Here is a 16,543-nt window from a genome sequence, read left to right as displayed (position 1 = left end):
CTCAATCGCCAGGCATCGGCAACTCTTGATCGGGAAGCGGCCCGTCGTATTCCTCGGGAACGAACGGACAGAGCGGATCGCTTGCGAGCGGATTACCGGTGTAGGCGTACGCCCGCGACCGACTACCGCCGCAGATCGACCGGAACGGACAGGCCCCACATTTCCCCTCCAACTGGTCGCGGTCCCGCAGTCGCTCGAACAACTCCGAGTTGCGGTACAGGTCGACCGGATCCGTTTCTTTGACGTTGCCGACCGACTCCGGCAGGAATCCGGAAGGGTACATCTCTCCGGTGTGGCTGACGAATGCGAATCCGTCGCCGGCGATGACGCCGCCGCGGCGCTTGCCGCCCTCGTTTTCCTCCTGGGCCATCACGCGTCGATAGTGCGGGGCCTCGGTCGTCTTCAGGGCGAAATCTTCTTCGTCGACGACGGTGCCGAGCCAGGACATCACGTCGTCGGAGCGTTCTGGAGAGATTGGATCGAGCACCCGGCCGCGGCCGACCGGGACGAGAAAGAACACGCTCCAGAGAACGGCATTGAGGTCGGCAACGAGCGTTCGGAGAGCGGGCAATCCCTCGACGGTCCGCTGGCAGACGGTGGTGTTGATCTGCAGCGGCAACCCGGCATCCGAGGCGGCCTTGGCGGCCCGCATCGTCTGCTCGAAACTACCCGACTCGCCCCGGAATGCGTCGTGTGAGTCGGGATCGGGGCCGTCGATGCTCAGCGCGATTCGCTTGAGGCCGGCGTCGGCCAGATCCTCGATTATCTCCTCGGTCAAAGCATCCGTCCCGCTGGGTGTCAGCGTCATCGAGAGGCCGAGATCGGTGCCGTACTCGATCAGTTCGACGAGATCCTCGCGTTTGCAGGGATCGCCCCCGGATAGGACGACCAACTGGCCGTCGCCGAATTCGCTGACGTTCGCCAGCAGTTGCTTGCCCTCGTCGGTGCTCAGTTCGTCGGGATGGCGGTGTGGCTGTGCGTCCGCCCGGCAGTGTTCACAGGATAACTCGCAGGCCTGGGTAAGTTCCCAGATGAAGACAACCGGCCGCTTGCTCGTGTCAAGTCCCCGCATTGGCAGTCGCTTCGATTCGCGGACAAAAGACGACCGAGCAGATTCCTGTCCGCTGGGAACTGACCCGTTCATGTTCGGCCGACTCACGCTCACTCGGCCGGTTTCGGGGATTCTCACCCCGTGGGAAATCTAGTCCCGTTATTTTGTGGGCCGTTACGTAGTAATCTCCATGTCAGGAGTTCGCGCGGAATTTGTCTTCGAGCGACCCGACCAGTGCCCAGTGGCGGCGAGTTCGGCGAGTACGGACAGTCCGCTCCGGGATGTCTCCTGGACGACCGAGTCCGAAGGGACAGTCACAGAGCAGTTCACGTCGGCAGCGGAACCGGCTGATAGCGAGGCCGAGGAGGTCTTCGATTACGGCACACAGCAGGTCTACGAGTTCGAACGCGAGTACGACGATCCCTGTATCTGTGAGTATATCGAGCAGTCGCTCGGTCCCGTCACCGACGCCCACGCGACCAACGGCAACCTCCACGTCACACTACACGCCGGCGACGTCGACAAACTCCGAGAGCTACTGGGTGACCTGAACGACCGCTTTGGAACGGTCCGGATCGAGTATCTCGTGCAGGGCCGAGACGACGCCGGCGAATCCGAACTCGTTCCGGTTGATCTCCGCCGACTGACCGACCGCCAGCGGGAGGTCCTCGCGACCGCCCACGAGATGGGCTACTTCGAGTATCCCCGAGATTCGAACGCCAGCGAGGTGTCGGCGGCACTGGATATCGAACCCTCGACGTTCACCGAACATCTCAACGCCGCACAGTCGAAACTGCTCGACGAACTGCTCGTTCGGGAGTGAGATTCGGGGGAAGATTCACGTACTGAGCGGTTTTTCTCTCCGATGTATGAGTGACGACGATTCCATCGAGACGAAAGCGCTGCACGTCGGACAGGAAGAACCCGATCCCGCCACTGGGGCGCGCGCACCGCCGATCTACCAGACGACATCCTACGTCTTCGACGATGCTGAGGACGCCGCCAGTCAGTTCGCCCTAGAGGAACCGGGCTATATCTACTCGCGGCTGATGAACCCGACCGTCGAGATGCTCCAGGAGCGGATCGCCGCGATGGAGGGCGGCGTCGGTGCAGTCGCGACTGCCTCCGGGATGGCCTCGCTCAATCTGACCGACTTCGTCCTCGCCGATGCCGGCGACAACATCGTCACCGCCTCCTCGCTGTACGGCGGCACCTACACCTACTACACGCACACCCTGCCGCGACAGGGCGTCGAAGCCCGCTTCGTCGACACGCTGGATTACGAGGCCTACGAGGAAGCCATCGACGAGAACACCAAGTACATCCACTGCGAGACCATCGGCAATCCCGCGCTGGTGACGCCGGATTTCGAACGCCTCGCATCGATTGCCGACGACCACGGCATCCCGCTGTTCGTCGACAACACCTTCGGCACGCCGGTGCTCTGCAACCCGATCGAACACGGCGCGGATCTCGTCTGGGAGTCGACGACGAAGTGGATTCACGGCTCCGGCACGACCGTCGGCGGTGTCGTCGTCGACGGGGGCACCTTCGACTGGAGCGCCCACGCCGAGGACTACCCCGAAATCGCGCAGGACAACCCCGCATATCACGGCGTCAACTTCGCCGAGGCGATGGGCGAGCAAGCGTTCATGTACACCGCAATCGCTCGCGGCCTGCGAGATCTGGGCAACCAGCAGTCGCCATTCGACGCCTGGCAGACACTGCAGGGCATCGAGAGCCTGCCCCACCGGATGCCGCGACACTGCGAGAACGCGATGGCCGTCGCGGAGTATCTCGACGACCACTCCGAAGTCGCCTGGGTCAACTACCCCGGACTGAGCGATCACGAGACCCACGGCAACGCCAGCGAGTACCTCGACGGCGGCTACGGCGGCATGATCACGTTCGGGCTGGAGCAGGGCTACGAGGCCGGCCGACAGATGTGTAACGAGGTCGACCTCGCCAGCCTGCTCGCCAACGTCGGCGACGCGAAGACGCTGATCATCCACCCCGCGAGCACGACCCACCAGCAACTCACCGAGGAAGAACAGCAAGCCTCCGGAACGACGCCGGACATGGTCCGGCTGTCGGTCGGACTCGAAGGGACCCAGGACATCATCGACGATCTGGATCAGGCCATCGACAGCGCGACGTAAACTCACAGAGCACTCACGCATGACCGACCCCGAGAGTTTCGTGCGCTTCTGCGAGAGCGAATTCGGCTCGACGGTGATGGACCGGGAGGCCGCATACGTGAAAGAGCACGTCGATTCCGACGACCGGATCCTCGACGTTGGCTGTGGGATCGGTTCGCTCGAAGAGCGGTTTACGGAGTACGATATCGTCGGTGTCGACCGTTCGCCTGAGATGGTTCGAACGGCGCGACAGCGAGCCCCGCCCCCGTTTCTCGTGGGCGACGCCCGAGAACTGCCGATCGCCACCGATGCGGTCGATACCGTCGTCTTCGTCGCGACACTGGAGTTTATCCCCGAACTCGACGCCGCGATCGACGAAACGACCCGCGTGGTGGATCCCGATGGCACGGTTATCGCGCTGGTACTGAACACCCGCTCGGAGTACGTTCAGTCGAATCTGGAGCGGGAGGGGTCGTACTTCCAGCGCATGGCCCACTGCGATACCGAAGCGCTGGCCGAGCGACTCCTCACTAACATCGACGGCACGAAGGAGTATTTCCTCGGAATCGAGGACGAGACGGTCTTCGAGAGCGCCGACCCGAACACCGCCGCGATCACCGCCGTGGTCGGGACACCGACTGGCGGGTCACAGCGGTGAGCCAGGTCCAGCGGCGGTGACCCACACCAAAAGCGGTAACCCAGCACCGCGAGGAAACCTCAGTCTTCGGCCACCGCTCCAGTCGCCGGCTCCGTCGCGGGCGCTGGCGGCTCGTGCGTGCCGAACTCGGGGTGAGTCTCTTCCATCCAGATGTACACGACCGCGCCCGAGAGGAACATCAAGAGTGCGGTCATGTAGAACGCGGTCTCGATGCTGGCGAACTGCATCGTGAGTCCGATCGCGATTGCGCCGACGGCGTAGCCCGAATCGCGCCACATCCGATAGACGCCCATGCCGGCCGAGCGCCAGGTCGGGTGGGCCGCATCGCTCGGCACCGTCATCAGATTCGGATACAGCAGCGCCATTCCCAGCCCGGACGCGGCGGCCAGCGCGGCCCACGCGAGATACCCCTCGACGAGGACCATCCCGAGCACGCCGCCGCCGGCCAGGAACATGCCCCAGATGACCGGTGGTCGACGACCGATCCGGTCGGCGAGGCCCCCGGTTCCGATCTGGAGGAAGTACATCGCGCTGTGGGCCCCGACGACGACACCGACCGCGGCGATTCCCAGGCCCTGACTGACGAGATACAGCGGGACGGCGATCCAGAACAGCGTGTCGACGAAGTTCTCGATGTGGCCGGCCTGGGCCGCGGCGAACAGCGTCCGGTCGCCGTAGGTCGCTCGCTTGAGCACCTCGCCGAACGCGAGATTCGCGTCGTGGTCGCCGTCATCGCCCTCTGCCTGTGCGTACTGGACGGTCTCTCTGATCAGGAACACCGAAATGAGCACCGCCAGCACGACGACGACAGCCAGGAAATAAAACGGCTCCGGGCGGAGGTTCCAGATCCCGGCGATGACGCCGGTGATCCAGGCACCGACCGCCACGCCGGTGTAGCCGAAGGACTCGTCGATCCCGACCGCGAGTCCGCGCTGATCGGGACTCGCGAGATCGATTTTGGCGTTGATCGCCATGCTCCAGGTCAGTGCCTGATTGATGCCGAGCAACAGGTTTCCGGCGACGATCCACCACCAACTGGGCGCGACGATTAGGATGACCGGCAGCGGCAGCGCCGTGAGCCACCCGGCGACGAGCACGGGCTTCCGGCCGTACTCTTCGCCCCACTTGCCAGCGTAGAGATTGAGGATCGACTTGACGATCCCGAAGGAGACGACGAAGGAACCGATGACGAACAGCGATTCGACGCCGAGCACCTCCTCGCCGAGGACGGGCACGACGGTGCGCTGGGACCCGATCGTCAGCCCCGTCGCGAAGACCAGCAGGACGTGCAGCGAGAACTGTCCGAGGTGTTCGCGAATCCCCTGTTTCAGGGTGGCTGGTTCACTCATCGGTTACTCTGCGGCGCAGTTGTTCGGCCCCAGTTCGAGGTCGCCCAGTTCGTCTTCGGCGACCGACTCCTCCCCGACGTTCACCCGCTTGACGCGCTCGAAGTTCGGCGGGTGGTCCGGGATGTCCGACGCGAGGGTTTCGATGAACTCCTCGCGGTCGCGCCGGAGGTCGGCGTTGCGCGCTCGCAGGTCGCCCAGCGTCGCGGTCACCGGCGGATCCGGCGATCCGGGGTCGTGGGCCGGGAGGACGACGGCGTCGTCCGGCCGCTCTAACAGGCGCTGGAGACTCTCGTAGAGGGTGGCGGCATTGGTCTCGACATCGGACTCTTCGATGCCGGCCTCGACGCCGAGTTCGACCCGACCGACGCTGTCGTGAAAGAGCGTATCACCGGTGAGAAGCGCCCGCCCCTCGATGTCGAAGGAGACACTCCCCTCGCTGTGGCCCGGCGTGTGGATCACTTCGATATCGATGTCTCCGATGGAGATGGTCTGCCCGTCTTCCAGCGGCGTGACCTCGACGTTGAGGGCGTCGTCGGGGTGGAGATAGTAGGGCACGTCGTGTCGAGTCGCAAGTTCTCTCCCGCCGGAGACGTGGTCGGCGTGGGCGTGCGTATCGAAGACGGCGACGAGATCGGCGTCGTGGTCGTCGATGATCGCCTCGTACTCGTCGAGATAGTGCGAGGCGTCGAACACCGCCGCTTCTCCGTCGGAAATCAGGACGTGTGAGAGACAGCCCTTCCCGGGTCGGGCGACCTGCAGGAGGCGGCCATCGATATCGACCGAGACGGGCGCGTGGCGGTGGACGCGACTCCACCCGCCCATCCCGTCTGTCAGCGTCGTCGCGTCGTAACCCATCTCTCGAAGCACCTCCGTCGCGGTCTGTGACACCACGCCTTCGGTACAGACGGTCACGATCTCTTTGTCCGGGAGGTCAGCGAGATCCGTTTTGGCCGCGTCCGGATCGTTCACCAACTGGTCGTAGACATCGACGTTCGTGCTGTCCAGGATGTGCCAGTCCTCGTACTCCTCACGGTGGCGTATGTCCAGCACGACAATCTCGTCGCTGTTGGTCTCTAAGCGCTCGCTCAGTCTGTCGGGAGCGATTTCGTGCATCAGTATATATCGATACGAGCAGTATGCGAATATGGATGGTGCCGGACATGACCGGCACTGTTAATTGCGTAACTCCCGTATCGGGCGTATGGGTCTACACGAGGCGTCGTTGCGGGTGAAACACGAGTGTCCGTACCGGGAGATTTCCGAACGACACCCCGATCTCACGATTCGCGAGTGGCCACTGAGTGACTGTCAGGTGCTGGAGATCACGTCGGAGGAGACACCGACAGATCAACTGCTCGACGATATCGACCGACTCGGGACGGTGTTACACGAGTCAGTCGACGACTCCGGCTACCACGTCGTCACGCAGTCGTGTCTCTGCTCGCTCGACGACTCGATCATCGACCGGTTCGAGGAGCACAACTGCCTGTACCAGTCGCCGACGATCTACCGGCAGGGCTGGGAGCACTACACAGTCATCGCCTTCGACGAGAGCGACGTTCGGGCGCTGCTCGCCGACCTGCGCGCCGACCGCGATATCGAACTCCTCTCGAAAACCGCGATCACGGACCAACAGATCCCCCACAGCATGCTGACGCCGGTCGATCAACTGTTCGACGGTCTCACCGATCGGCAACTGGCCGCCCTCCAGTTGGCCCTTGAAAACGGCTACTACGAGCAACCGCGGGACTCGTCGCTTCGTGAGATCGCTGGTCGGACTTCTGTGGCGAAATCGACGTACGAAGAACATCTCCGGAAGGCCGAGAACAAACTCCTGACGAACGCGGGGCAGTTCCTGCGGCTCGTGACCGCCACGTCGTCGCCGAACCCGCTTCAGCCAGACCAGCCTGGCGTCTCAGAGCAGAGCGCAGACTGAGGGCGTAGTAGTGTTTACTTTGGGGGAATCTGGTCGTGTCTTGGCTCGACACAACCAGAAAGCCCCCCGAGTCGAGACCCTCGGGGCTTTCTGGTTCTTCAAACCGCGATCACGTAACTCAACACCGGCGGCGTCCCCCCGACGCTTATTTTTCCAGCACTGATACTCTCTTGTATCCGTGCCATACTGTACGAACTGTGGTGAGGAAGTCACCGACGAACAGCGGTACTGTAGCTACTGTGGCGAGCCGGTCGGCGATGTCTCCCGTCGCGAGCGCGGCAAGCGCAACCAGCGCGAGCAACCCGACCCCGGTCCGCAGGACCCGGCCGGCGGAGCAGCCGACCACTCGACCGATCAATCCCTCGATGCCGGTGGATTCGAGGGGGATCCACCGCCCGAAGGATACGAGGATCCGCCGGGGGTCGGGACCAACGGGAGCCGTTCCTCGCCAGTCCCGGGTACGATCGATCTGTTCGGCTCCTCGATGAGAGGGATCTTCGGCCAGCCGCTGTTGCTCGCCGGTCTCTTCGTCGCCTGGCTGGGGTTTTTCCTGCTTTACTTTTTCGCGCCGGCCGGGCTGTCTTTCGCCGTCCTCGTCGCCGCCCTGTTCGGGCTGTTCGTCGCCGGCATGATCTACGTCGCGACCGAACACGACCGCGACGGAGAGCCGTCGTCGGTCGGCACACAGACCCAGCGGGTTCTCGGCGTGTTCCTGCCGCTGGTCGGAGTTTGGGTGTTGTTCGTCATCCCGTTCGGGATTGGACTGACTTTCCTGCTCGTTCCGGGGCTGTTCGTCGGGAGCCGGCTGCTTCTGGCGTTTCCCGCCTGCGTGCTCGACGGAGAGGGGGTCTTCGACAGCTTTTCGACGAGCTGGGACCTCACGAGTGGGATCAGTCTCAAGACCTTCGGACTGCTCTTTCTCGCCACGCTGTCGGTGGTCGTCCTCGTGATCGTGCTCTCGATTGTCACGACCGGAGTTGCACTCGCCGCCGGGGCCGATCTCCCCACCGATGCCGGCACGTCACCGACCGAAGCTGCCGAACAGCTCGATCTCACCAACTACCCGGCGCTCGTGGTCTCGGCCTCGGTCTCGTACGCGGCCAGCCTCGCTATCGCTGTCGGTGCCGTTCAGGTCGCCGCCGCTCGGCTGTATCTCACGCTCCGGTACGGCGGCCACGACAGCGCTCCCCGGTAGCACCGCCGACAACTACTTGCCCGCCCGCGAGAACTCACGATGAATGGGACGATCCCGCTTGCGGGGATACGTCGACCGGGTTCGAGCCGCCCTCTACGAGTCGTTCACACACGACTCCACGCCCAGACAGGTCGCGCTGAGTTTCGCGCTCGGCACGTTCATCACGATGCTGCCGACACTCGGCGTCGGATTACTCCTGTTCGTCCTGCTCGTTCGCCTGTTCGAGTGGATCAACAGCGTTGCCCTGTTCTCGTCGGTGATCGTGTTCAACCCCGCCGTGAAGTGGGGCGTCTACGCGGGCAGTTTCGCGCTCGGCTTTGTCCTCCTCGGCCCCGTCGATGGCTTCGCAATCGGCGACACGCCCTCCTTTGGCGACGGCAGCGAAATCGTCGTCCGACTGCTCGTCGGGAATACGATCCTCGCCGTTCTCGCGACTGTCCTCGCGTATCTGATCGTCTACCGTCTCGTCGTCGCCTATCAGCGCAACTCGCTGCCAGTACTCGAAGAGACTGTCGAAGAGATGGTCGACGAACTCGAAACGCAACTCGACGCCGATCAGTCGCCCCCGCAGGACGATTCTGCCGACTGACTGGCCGTCGCCGCTCTCTCCGTCCCGTTGTCACGACCCGAGCATTTTATTATCTTCTGTGAGAACTACACCACGGGATCGATTATTAGCACGCCACCCAATAACCCGGATACAGAGGACGATTTATCCTCCGCGAGCGACGGCTCTGCAGCCGCGCACTTCGACGATATCATTGCTGATACCGAGTCGCTTCTCGGTAGCTTTCGAAGCCGGGATGGGGTGGTTCGCGCCGAGGGAGGAGACCAGACGGTCGTCGATCGGGTGGTGCTCACGGCTGTCACGGACCGTCGGATTCTGTTTACGATACCGGACAGCCAACAGTCCGGCGCAGTTACGCTCTGTTACGACGAGATTGCGTCGATTTCGGTCGGCGAGCCCGTGCTCTCGCTGACGACGATGGACGGCGTCGGGCTGGAGTGGCGAGGCCCGTCGCCCGCACCGTCGGCTATCGCTACGCATCTTCGCTGGATCGGTGATATCCGCGGCCGAATCCGGAGTCTGGCTAACGACGTCGAACTCGTCGCCGGCGCGATACGGACGCACGCCGACGCGCTGGAGTGGGAAGAGGGACTCGACACCTACCGTGAGACACGCGAGACCCTCGACGAACTCCTGAACGACGTGTTCTGTACCGAGGTCGTACCCGAGACGGCCCTCGCACCGGAACTGACCGAGATCGAACGGACGCTCGAAACCGCCCACACCCGGCTGTTCATCGAGCGTGGCCGAGACCAACTCGAACTCGGCCGGCAGCTCATCGAAAACGGCGATTACGAACAGGGTCGGAAAGTGCTCCAGCAGGCACAGGCCGATCACGAGCGAGCGACGGAACTCCGCGACGCCGTCGAGCGTGCCGACGCCTTCCAGTTCGGCACGCAGCGGGATCTGGCCGAGGACAGCCAGAGTCTCGGCTGGAAGATCGAAACTGTCGCGGCCGAGCCGATCAGACAGGCCCACGAGGCGAAAATCGCCGCCGAGTCAGCCGACGGCCCAGCGGAAGCGGTCGATCACTGGGAGCGGGCCTTCCAGCGCTACGGCCACGTCCTCACGCTGGAGTGGGGAACAGACGAGCGCAACTTCGCCGGCGACCCGGAGAAGGTTCGCCCGGAACTCGAACGCGCAGCGAAAGCGTTGATCGATTGCCACAGTGCCCTCGCCGACGCGTGCTGGAACGAGGGGGCCGACAAACAGGCCGACGGCGACTCGAAAGCCGCGCTGGAACTGTGTCTGGATGCACAGAAACATCTCGAACGCACTCACGAACTGGCCGAGGAGTTCGCCCCCAGCCGCGTCGACGATATTGCCCCACGACTGGAGACGATGGCCGACGCCGTGTTGCGAATGCGCCACGCCGAACCGACGACCGACGACCCCGAGACGGCAGCCGAAGAGACCGGCCCCGTGGAGTCGACAGAGCCCGCCTCGGGCGATGGCACCGACCCGGCCGAGGAGAGCCTGCCGTCGGCAGCGGAACTGGCGGAGATCGATACGCATCACGAACTCACGCTAGAATCTGACGAACTTCAGGTCAACACAGCCGACGAGCAGTTCACCGAGTCTGACCAGGACGCGGCCGCCGAATCGACGGATACCGAAGAGACCACCGGTGCGGAGTCGACGGAACCCAAGCACTGACCGGGGCGGTCGCGGTCCCTCAGCAGAATAAAAACAGGCGATACAATTTTTCGTCCACGGAGCGACGGGTGGGGTATGTTGCAGCGCGACCCCGATGAGCTGTTCGAAATCTGTCCGGACGGGGTGGCGATACTCGATACCGAAGCGGGCAGCGTCTGCCGGACGAACCAGCAGTGTGCGAATCTCTGCGGTCGGTCGTCGGAGGCGCTGGCCGACGAATCTGTCGAGGCGCTGACGCCGGACGGCTGGTGTCCGCGGACGCCGCTTGCGACGCTCATCGAGCGATCACAGAACCAACCGGTCACGTTCGACTGGCAGATCGAGCGCCCCGATGGAACCGTCGTCGATCTTCGCTGCTCGATGCGGCGGCTCCGTGACCCAGACGGGCGAGCGCTGGTCACCGTTCGGGAACATCCCGGGGCAACACCGGCCTACGAGACGACAGCCCGCTCCGAACGAGAGCTACGCGACCTTCTCGAAGGGATGAACGACGCCGTCATGGTGGTCGACTTCGACGGCGAGTTCGTCGACGTGAACCGTGAGGCGCTGGATCGGCTCGGGTACACTCGCGAGGAACTGCTCTCGATGGGAGTCTCAGACGTTGCGCCGCCAGAACACGCGGCACAGGTCGACGACCGGCTCCAGCGCATCGACGAGCAAGAGACGCTGGTCTTCGAGACGGTCCAGATTACCGCCGACGGCGAGGCGATTCCGGTCGAAATCAACGCCAGTCGGGTCAGCTACTGCGGCCAGCCAGCGGTGCTCAGCGTCGCTCGCGATATCAGCGACCGCAAAGAGCGTCAGCGGAGACTCCGAACGCTCGAACAGGCAGTCGAACAGACCGCTCACGGGGTCTACATCACCGATATCGACGGCACTATCGAATACGTCAACTCGGCGTTCGAAGAGATCACCGGCTATTCCGAAAGCGAGGCACTGGGGCGGGACCCATCGATCCTCAAAAGCGGGGCGAGAGGCGACGAGTACTACGCCGAACTGTGGGACTCGTTGCTCGCCGGCGACACATGGATCGAGGAGGTCCAGAACGAACGGGCCGACGGCAAGCGTTACTACGCCGAGCAGACGATTGCACCCATCGTCGAGGACGGCGAAGTCGTCAAATTCGTCGCCGTCCAGCAGGATGTCACCGACCGGAAACGCCGCGAGGCGGAACTGCAGCGGTATCGCCAACTCATCGAGAACGTCCCCGTCGGTGTCTACCGAAACGAACCGGGTCAAACGGGGACCTTCGAGGAAGTCAATCCGGCGATGGTCGAGTTATTCGACGCTGACTCGAAAGACGATCTGATCGGACTACCGGTCGCCGAACTCTATCCAGATCCACAGCAGCGCGAGCAGTTCAGCCAGACACTCGATCAGGCGGGTCGCGTCGTCGACAAAGAACTCCGCCTCGAAACGCTCGATGGATCAGAACTCTGGGCCTCTGTTTCTGCAATCAAACACGAAACTGACGACGGGACCTACTACGACGGGATCATCCAGGACGTGACGGACCGCCGTGAGGCACAGAAGCAACTCGAACGCAGAGAGAAACGGTTCCGTCGGCTCTTCGAGGACCACAGCGCGCCGATGCTGCTCATCGATCCCGACAGCGGCGACATCGAGCACGCCAACGAAGCGGCGGCGGAGTTCTACGGCTACGACGAATCGGCGCTGACCTCGCTGTCGATCCAGGAGATCAATCAGATCTCGAACGAGGAGATTGCCCGCCGTCGAGAAGAGGCCGACACACAGGAGGAAAACCGCTTCATCTTCCCGCACGCACTCGCGGACGGAGAGATTCGGCAGGTCGAAGTCGACTCTTCGCCGATCCACGCGGGCGGCAAGCGAGTTCTGTTTTCGATCATTCACGACGTGACCGAACGGGAATCGAACCGCCGGACACTCGAACGCCAAAACGAACAACTCGAAGTGCTCAACCGCGTCGTTCGCCACGACATCCGCAACGACATGACGGTCGTCCTGAGCTATGCCGACCTGCTCGCGGAGTACGTCGAGGGCGAGGGTGAGGAGTATCTCGACACTGTCGTCGAACACACTCACCACGCCGTCGAACTCACGAGGACGGTCAGGGAACTGATGGAGGCGATGCTCGACGAGGACACCACAGAGGCTGGCAAAATCACTCTTTCGCGGTGTCTCGACGCTGAAATCGAAGACGCCAGATCCGGCTATACCGACGCCGAATTCATCGTCGATGGCTCGCTCCCGGATGTCCGTGTGATCGGCAACGAGATGCTCTCCTCTGTCTTCCGGAATCTCCTCTCGAATGCTGCCCAGCACAACGACAAACCCACTCCCGAAGTGACCGTGACGGCGACCGAGCGCACCGACGACGTGGTCGTTCGCGTCGCCGACAACGGCCCCGGCATTCCCGATGCGCAGAAAGAGTCCATCTTCGGCAAGGGCGAACGCGGGATGGAAAGCTCCGGGACTGGGCTCGGCCTGTATCTGGTTCATACGTTCATCGACCAGTTCGGCGGCGAGGTCTGGGTGTCTGATAACGACCCCGAGGGGGCAGTCTTCCACGTGGCCCTCCCGAAAGCCGACTGACTGGCGGCGATCCACAATCGCAAAATACAGGGTAGCAGGATCCCACCACCCAACTGTGCGAGGGTAGCCAAGCCTGGAAACGGCGGCGGACTCAAGATCCGCTCCCGTAGGGGTCCATGCGTTCAAATCGCATCCCTCGCACTGTTGGACCTACGCGGTCCCTCGCAAACAGTGCGGGAAGATCTGGGAGGCCGACCGACTGGGAGGCCTCGACGCGAACGGGACACACGGTGTCCCGTGAGCAGGAGCGATCTTCCCTCGCAAAACTTCTCCCCCGGCGAGATGCCGGGGATACTCAGTTCTCGGGAGTGCCGACAGTCAGTGCATCGAGAGATGGCCGGGCGAGCGATCAGACAGAATGATTGCCAGTCCATAGACGGCGATGGCGACGAGGATGATCGACCCGCCGGCTGGGAGTCCGGCAACGAGGGCGATGAAGATGCCAAAGAGGACCGCGAACTGTCCGAAAATAACCGACAGCACCAGCGTCTCGCGGAAACTCCGGGCGACCTGCGAGGCCGTGGCGGCGGGGATCACGAGCAGTCCGGCGACGAGAATCACGCCGAGAATCTGCATCGCGCCGACGACGACCAGCGCGGTCATCACGATCAGCAGCGAGTTGTACCCGCGGACGTTGATCCGGGCGACGCGGGCGGCCTGCTCGTCGAAGGTGATGTAGAAAAACTGCTTGTAGTTGAGTACGACCAGCGCGACGACCGCCACCGTCAGTACGGCGACCATCCTCGTGCCTTCGACGGTCACGATCGCCAGTTGGCCAAAGAGGAAATCCTCGATCTGGATGCCGATCGCAATCTGGTCTCTGAACGCGGAGATCAGCAGCGTCCCGAGCGCGAAACTCCCCGTCAGGACGATGGCAATCGGCACGTCACCGTACGATTCAGTCCGTTCGGTCAACTGCTGGAGACCGAGCGCGGCGATTGCGCTGACGAAGAAGGCGATGAAGATGAGTTGATCGCGCGTGCCCGCGAGACCAGTCAGTCCGGTGACGACCACGCCGATAGCGACGCCGGCGAAGGCGGTGTGCGCGAGCGTCTCGCCGATCAGCGCCATCTGGCGGTGGACAAGAAAGGCCCCGACCAGCGGGCCGACGATGCCGACGAGCACGCCCGTCGCAACGGCACGGATCGTGCCGGGGAACTCGAAGACGCGCGTGCCGAGCAGCGTATCGAGAACGCCGCCGGCGGCGACGTAACGCTCGAACAGCGCGGTTCCGGCCGCGCCCAGCGGTCCACCGAACTCCCGGAGCCAATCCGCCAGCACAAATCCGAGCATGACGAACGCGAACAGCCCCAAAAGCGCCAGCACAGCACGTTCGAGCGTCTGCCGAAGTCCCGACTCTCGGGCCGTGGGCGCAGAGTCTTCTTTCTCGGCAGTCTCGACACTCATGGGTGGTCGTGCGCGATGACCTTGCCGGTCGTTCCGTAGGCTTCGGCGATGGCGTCGCTTTCGAGAAAGGAGACGGTATCGCCGTGGTGGTACAGTTCCCGGTTGAGACAGGCGACGGAATCGACGTGTTCGGTCAGGATATCCACGTCGTGTTCGATCAGGATGATCGTGATTCCCTCGTCGTTCAACTCGTCGAGCATGTTGTAGAACTCGGTTCGGGACTCGGCATCGACGCCAACGGTCGGTTCGTCCAGTGCGAGTAGATCCGCCTCCGAGGCGAGCGCTCGCGCGATGAAGGCTCGCTGGCGCTGGCCGCCGGAGAGATTGCCGATCGGTCGGTCTGCGAGGTCGGCGATACCGACCCGCTGGAGCGCACGCGCCGCAATCTCGCGGTCCTCGCTGTCGATCCGGCGGAGTCCTGCGTGGGGATATCGCCCCATCAGCACGGCCTCCCGAACCGAGACCGGCATCGATCCGGAGCGGTCGGTGGCGCGCTGGGAAACGTAGCCGATCCGCTCGCCGTCGTCGAACTCCGCCATCGGTTCGCCGAACAACTCGACCGACCCGCTGTCGGGCTCTTTCAACCCGATCAGCAGGTGCAAAAGCGTCGTTTTCCCCGAGCCGTTCGGCCCGATCAATCCAAGAAAGGAGCCGTCCTCGATGGTCAGCGAGACGTTCTCGACGGCGACTGTCTCGCCGTACGAGAAGGTCACGTTCTCAGCGTCGATGACTGTACTCACTGACCATCACCTATCCGTACCTGACGATCTGTACTGAAAAATGTTATTATCGGACACATTGGTGTTAATAAGACGCTGCGCGGCTGTCGCCCCATCACGCGGGATTCAGTGCTGCTTCGAGCGAGGGGATGTTGATCTCGGTCATCTGTTCGGTCCAGCCCCAGTCGTTGTCCGCCCACTGGTCGGTCGTCCCCGAGAGGGGTGTGAGTGGTTCAGCCTCGCTCACCTCGGAGTTCTCGAAGACCGTCTGGACGAGTTGGGGGTACTCCCCGCTGGCACCGCTCTCGAAGGGATCGTACAGCACGGTGTCGATACCCTGCTGGTCGATCACGTCCAGCAGATTGCCAATGTCCTCCTGCGAGGCCGAGGCGTTCGGGCTGATCCCGACTGGCGTTTCGAGCGTGAAATCGTATCGATTCGACAGATACGAAAAGGAGTTGTGGCCGACGAGGACGGCGGTATCGAGTGTCGCTTCCTCGACGATAGCTGTGAGTTGCTCGTCCACAGAGTGAATCTCCGCGGTGTAGGCGTCGGCGTTATCCGCGAAGGTCGATTCGTTATCCGGATCGACCTCGCCCAGTTCCTCGCCGAGCGTTCGGACCATCTCTTCCGCTCGCAGCGGATCGAGCCAGACGTGTGGATCGTGATCGACGTGGCTGCCTTCGTCCTTGCCCTGTCCGTCGTGTTCGTCTCCTTCTTGATCACCTGCCGCCTCCCCCACCTCGAAGAGATCGATGACCGCTACGTCGGGGTGGTCGCGTTCGAGTGTCCGAGCGATATCCTGTGCCCACGAGAACTCCGGAGTGTCCAGATAGACGAACACCTCCGTGGAGGCGACTTTCGGCACGAGGGTCGCGTCGGGACTCCAGCCGTGGCCCATCCGTCCGGTCCCGACCGGTTCGGTGAAAGACATCGCCTCGCCGCCGACGTGTTCGGCGAAGTCCCACAGCGGAAAAAATGCGGCGTAGCCGTCCGCATCGACCTCCTCGTCACCGAGGCCGATCACGTCCAGACAACCGGCCGTCCCGAGTACCGCTGTCGCCGCACCTGCGCTGAGGAACTGCCGACGGGTTGGGTTCATATCTCTCTTTCTGTCCGCGTAACTAAAAAGTGTTATTATATTATGGGCCAATCTTAATAACTCCGCGTAGATATGCCCGCCGTTCTAGTAACAGACTGGCACCCGAACTCACACCGCTCGGTTCGGCCCTGAAGACCCCATCACCGGCCGCTTCGAAACGTTCGTTCGCCGATATCGGTGATACACCCTC

Annotated in this window: 14 protein-coding genes and 1 tRNA gene; 9 read left to right on the top strand and 6 right to left on the bottom strand. The window is 63.0% G+C overall.

What is annotated here, in order from left to right:
* Nucleotide 1: 1 nt before the first annotated feature.
* The gene (locus V8P86_RS06055) at nt 2-1,072 is read right to left on the bottom strand and encodes a radical SAM protein (protein WP_336326356.1); all 1,071 of its coding nucleotides are present in this window, start codon (nt 1,070-1,072) and stop codon (nt 2-4) included.
* 169 nt (nt 1,073-1,241) lie between these two features.
* Here V8P86_RS06055 and V8P86_RS06050 point away from each other — a divergent pair, with 169 nt between their 5' ends.
* Genes V8P86_RS06050 through V8P86_RS06040 form a run of 3 tightly spaced genes read left to right on the top strand, consistent with a single transcriptional unit; the run spans nt 1,242 to nt 3,847 of the window.
* Nucleotides 1,242-1,874: a helix-turn-helix domain-containing protein gene (locus tag V8P86_RS06050; protein WP_336326355.1), complete on the top strand. Its 633-nt coding sequence runs from the start codon at nt 1,242-1,244 to the stop codon at nt 1,872-1,874.
* A gap of 46 nt (nt 1,875-1,920) precedes the next feature.
* The gene (locus V8P86_RS06045) at nt 1,921-3,210 is read left to right on the top strand and encodes an O-acetylhomoserine aminocarboxypropyltransferase/cysteine synthase family protein (protein WP_336326354.1); all 1,290 of its coding nucleotides are present in this window, start codon (nt 1,921-1,923) and stop codon (nt 3,208-3,210) included.
* Nucleotides 3,211-3,229: 19 nt separating this feature from the next.
* Nucleotides 3,230-3,847: a class I SAM-dependent methyltransferase gene (locus V8P86_RS06040; RefSeq protein ID WP_336326353.1), complete on the top strand. Its 618-nt coding sequence runs from the start codon at nt 3,230-3,232 to the stop codon at nt 3,845-3,847.
* A gap of 59 nt (nt 3,848-3,906) precedes the next feature.
* On the opposite strand, the gene V8P86_RS06035 is transcribed toward V8P86_RS06040, so the two are convergent.
* Both V8P86_RS06035 and V8P86_RS06030 read right to left on the bottom strand, forming a co-directional pair.
* Nucleotides 3,907-5,196 (bottom strand): MFS transporter, encoded by a 1,290-nt coding sequence (locus V8P86_RS06035; RefSeq protein WP_336326352.1) that lies wholly within the window; start codon nt 5,194-5,196, stop codon nt 3,907-3,909.
* Nucleotides 5,197-5,199: 3 nt separating this feature from the next.
* Complete coding sequence (locus tag V8P86_RS06030; protein WP_336326351.1) at nt 5,200-6,309, bottom strand: MBL fold metallo-hydrolase; 1,110 nt, start codon at nt 6,307-6,309, stop codon at nt 5,200-5,202.
* 88 nt (nt 6,310-6,397) lie between these two features.
* Here V8P86_RS06030 and V8P86_RS06025 point away from each other — a divergent pair, with 88 nt between their 5' ends.
* The 6 genes from V8P86_RS06025 (at nt 6,398) to V8P86_RS06000 (ending at nt 13,266) form a co-directional block, all read left to right on the top strand.
* Entirely contained in the window at nt 6,398-7,132 is a 735-nt protein-coding gene (locus V8P86_RS06025; protein WP_336326350.1) for a helix-turn-helix domain-containing protein, read from the top strand.
* 178 nt (nt 7,133-7,310) lie between these two features.
* Entirely contained in the window at nt 7,311-8,327 is a 1,017-nt protein-coding gene (locus tag V8P86_RS06020; protein WP_336326349.1) for a zinc ribbon domain-containing protein, read from the top strand.
* A 43-nt stretch (nt 8,328-8,370) separates the two neighbouring features.
* Nucleotides 8,371-8,916 carry a DUF2062 domain-containing protein gene (locus tag V8P86_RS06015; RefSeq protein WP_336326348.1) on the top strand — a complete coding sequence of 182 codons (546 nt, stop codon included), beginning with the start codon at nt 8,371-8,373 and terminating at the stop codon, nt 8,914-8,916.
* Between the two features lie 27 nt (nt 8,917-8,943).
* Nucleotides 8,944-10,551: a hypothetical protein gene (locus V8P86_RS06010; RefSeq protein WP_336326347.1), complete on the top strand. Its 1,608-nt coding sequence runs from the start codon at nt 8,944-8,946 to the stop codon at nt 10,549-10,551.
* Nucleotides 10,552-10,626: 75 nt separating this feature from the next.
* Nucleotides 10,627-13,125, top strand: a complete 2,499-nt coding sequence (locus V8P86_RS06005) for a PAS domain-containing protein (RefSeq protein ID WP_336326346.1) — start codon at nt 10,627-10,629, stop codon at nt 13,123-13,125.
* A 57-nt stretch (nt 13,126-13,182) separates the two neighbouring features.
* Nucleotides 13,183-13,266, top strand: a tRNA-Leu gene (locus V8P86_RS06000).
* 177 nt (nt 13,267-13,443) lie between these two features.
* Here the strand turns inward: V8P86_RS06000 and V8P86_RS05995 are convergent.
* The 3 genes from V8P86_RS05995 to V8P86_RS05985 form a co-directional block, all read right to left on the bottom strand.
* Nucleotides 13,444-14,532, bottom strand: a complete 1,089-nt coding sequence (locus tag V8P86_RS05995) for a metal ABC transporter permease (protein ID WP_336326345.1) — start codon at nt 14,530-14,532, stop codon at nt 13,444-13,446.
* A complete protein-coding gene (locus tag V8P86_RS05990; RefSeq protein ID WP_336326344.1) occupies nt 14,529-15,272 on the bottom strand; it encodes a metal ABC transporter ATP-binding protein in 744 nt (247 codons plus the stop codon). Before V8P86_RS05990 ends, V8P86_RS05995 begins: the two co-directional genes overlap by 4 nt.
* 94 nt (nt 15,273-15,366) lie before the next feature.
* Nucleotides 15,367-16,353, bottom strand: a complete 987-nt coding sequence (locus V8P86_RS05985; RefSeq protein WP_336326343.1) for a metal ABC transporter substrate-binding protein — start codon at nt 16,351-16,353, stop codon at nt 15,367-15,369.
* Between the last annotated feature and the right edge of the window lie 190 nt (nt 16,354-16,543).

Origin of the sequence: Halovenus anhuiensis, from assembly GCF_037080055.1 — an archaeon.
Lineage (GTDB): Archaea > Halobacteriota > Halobacteria > Halobacteriales > Haloarculaceae > Halovenus.
This window is presented reverse-complemented; position numbering and strand designations above follow the sequence as displayed.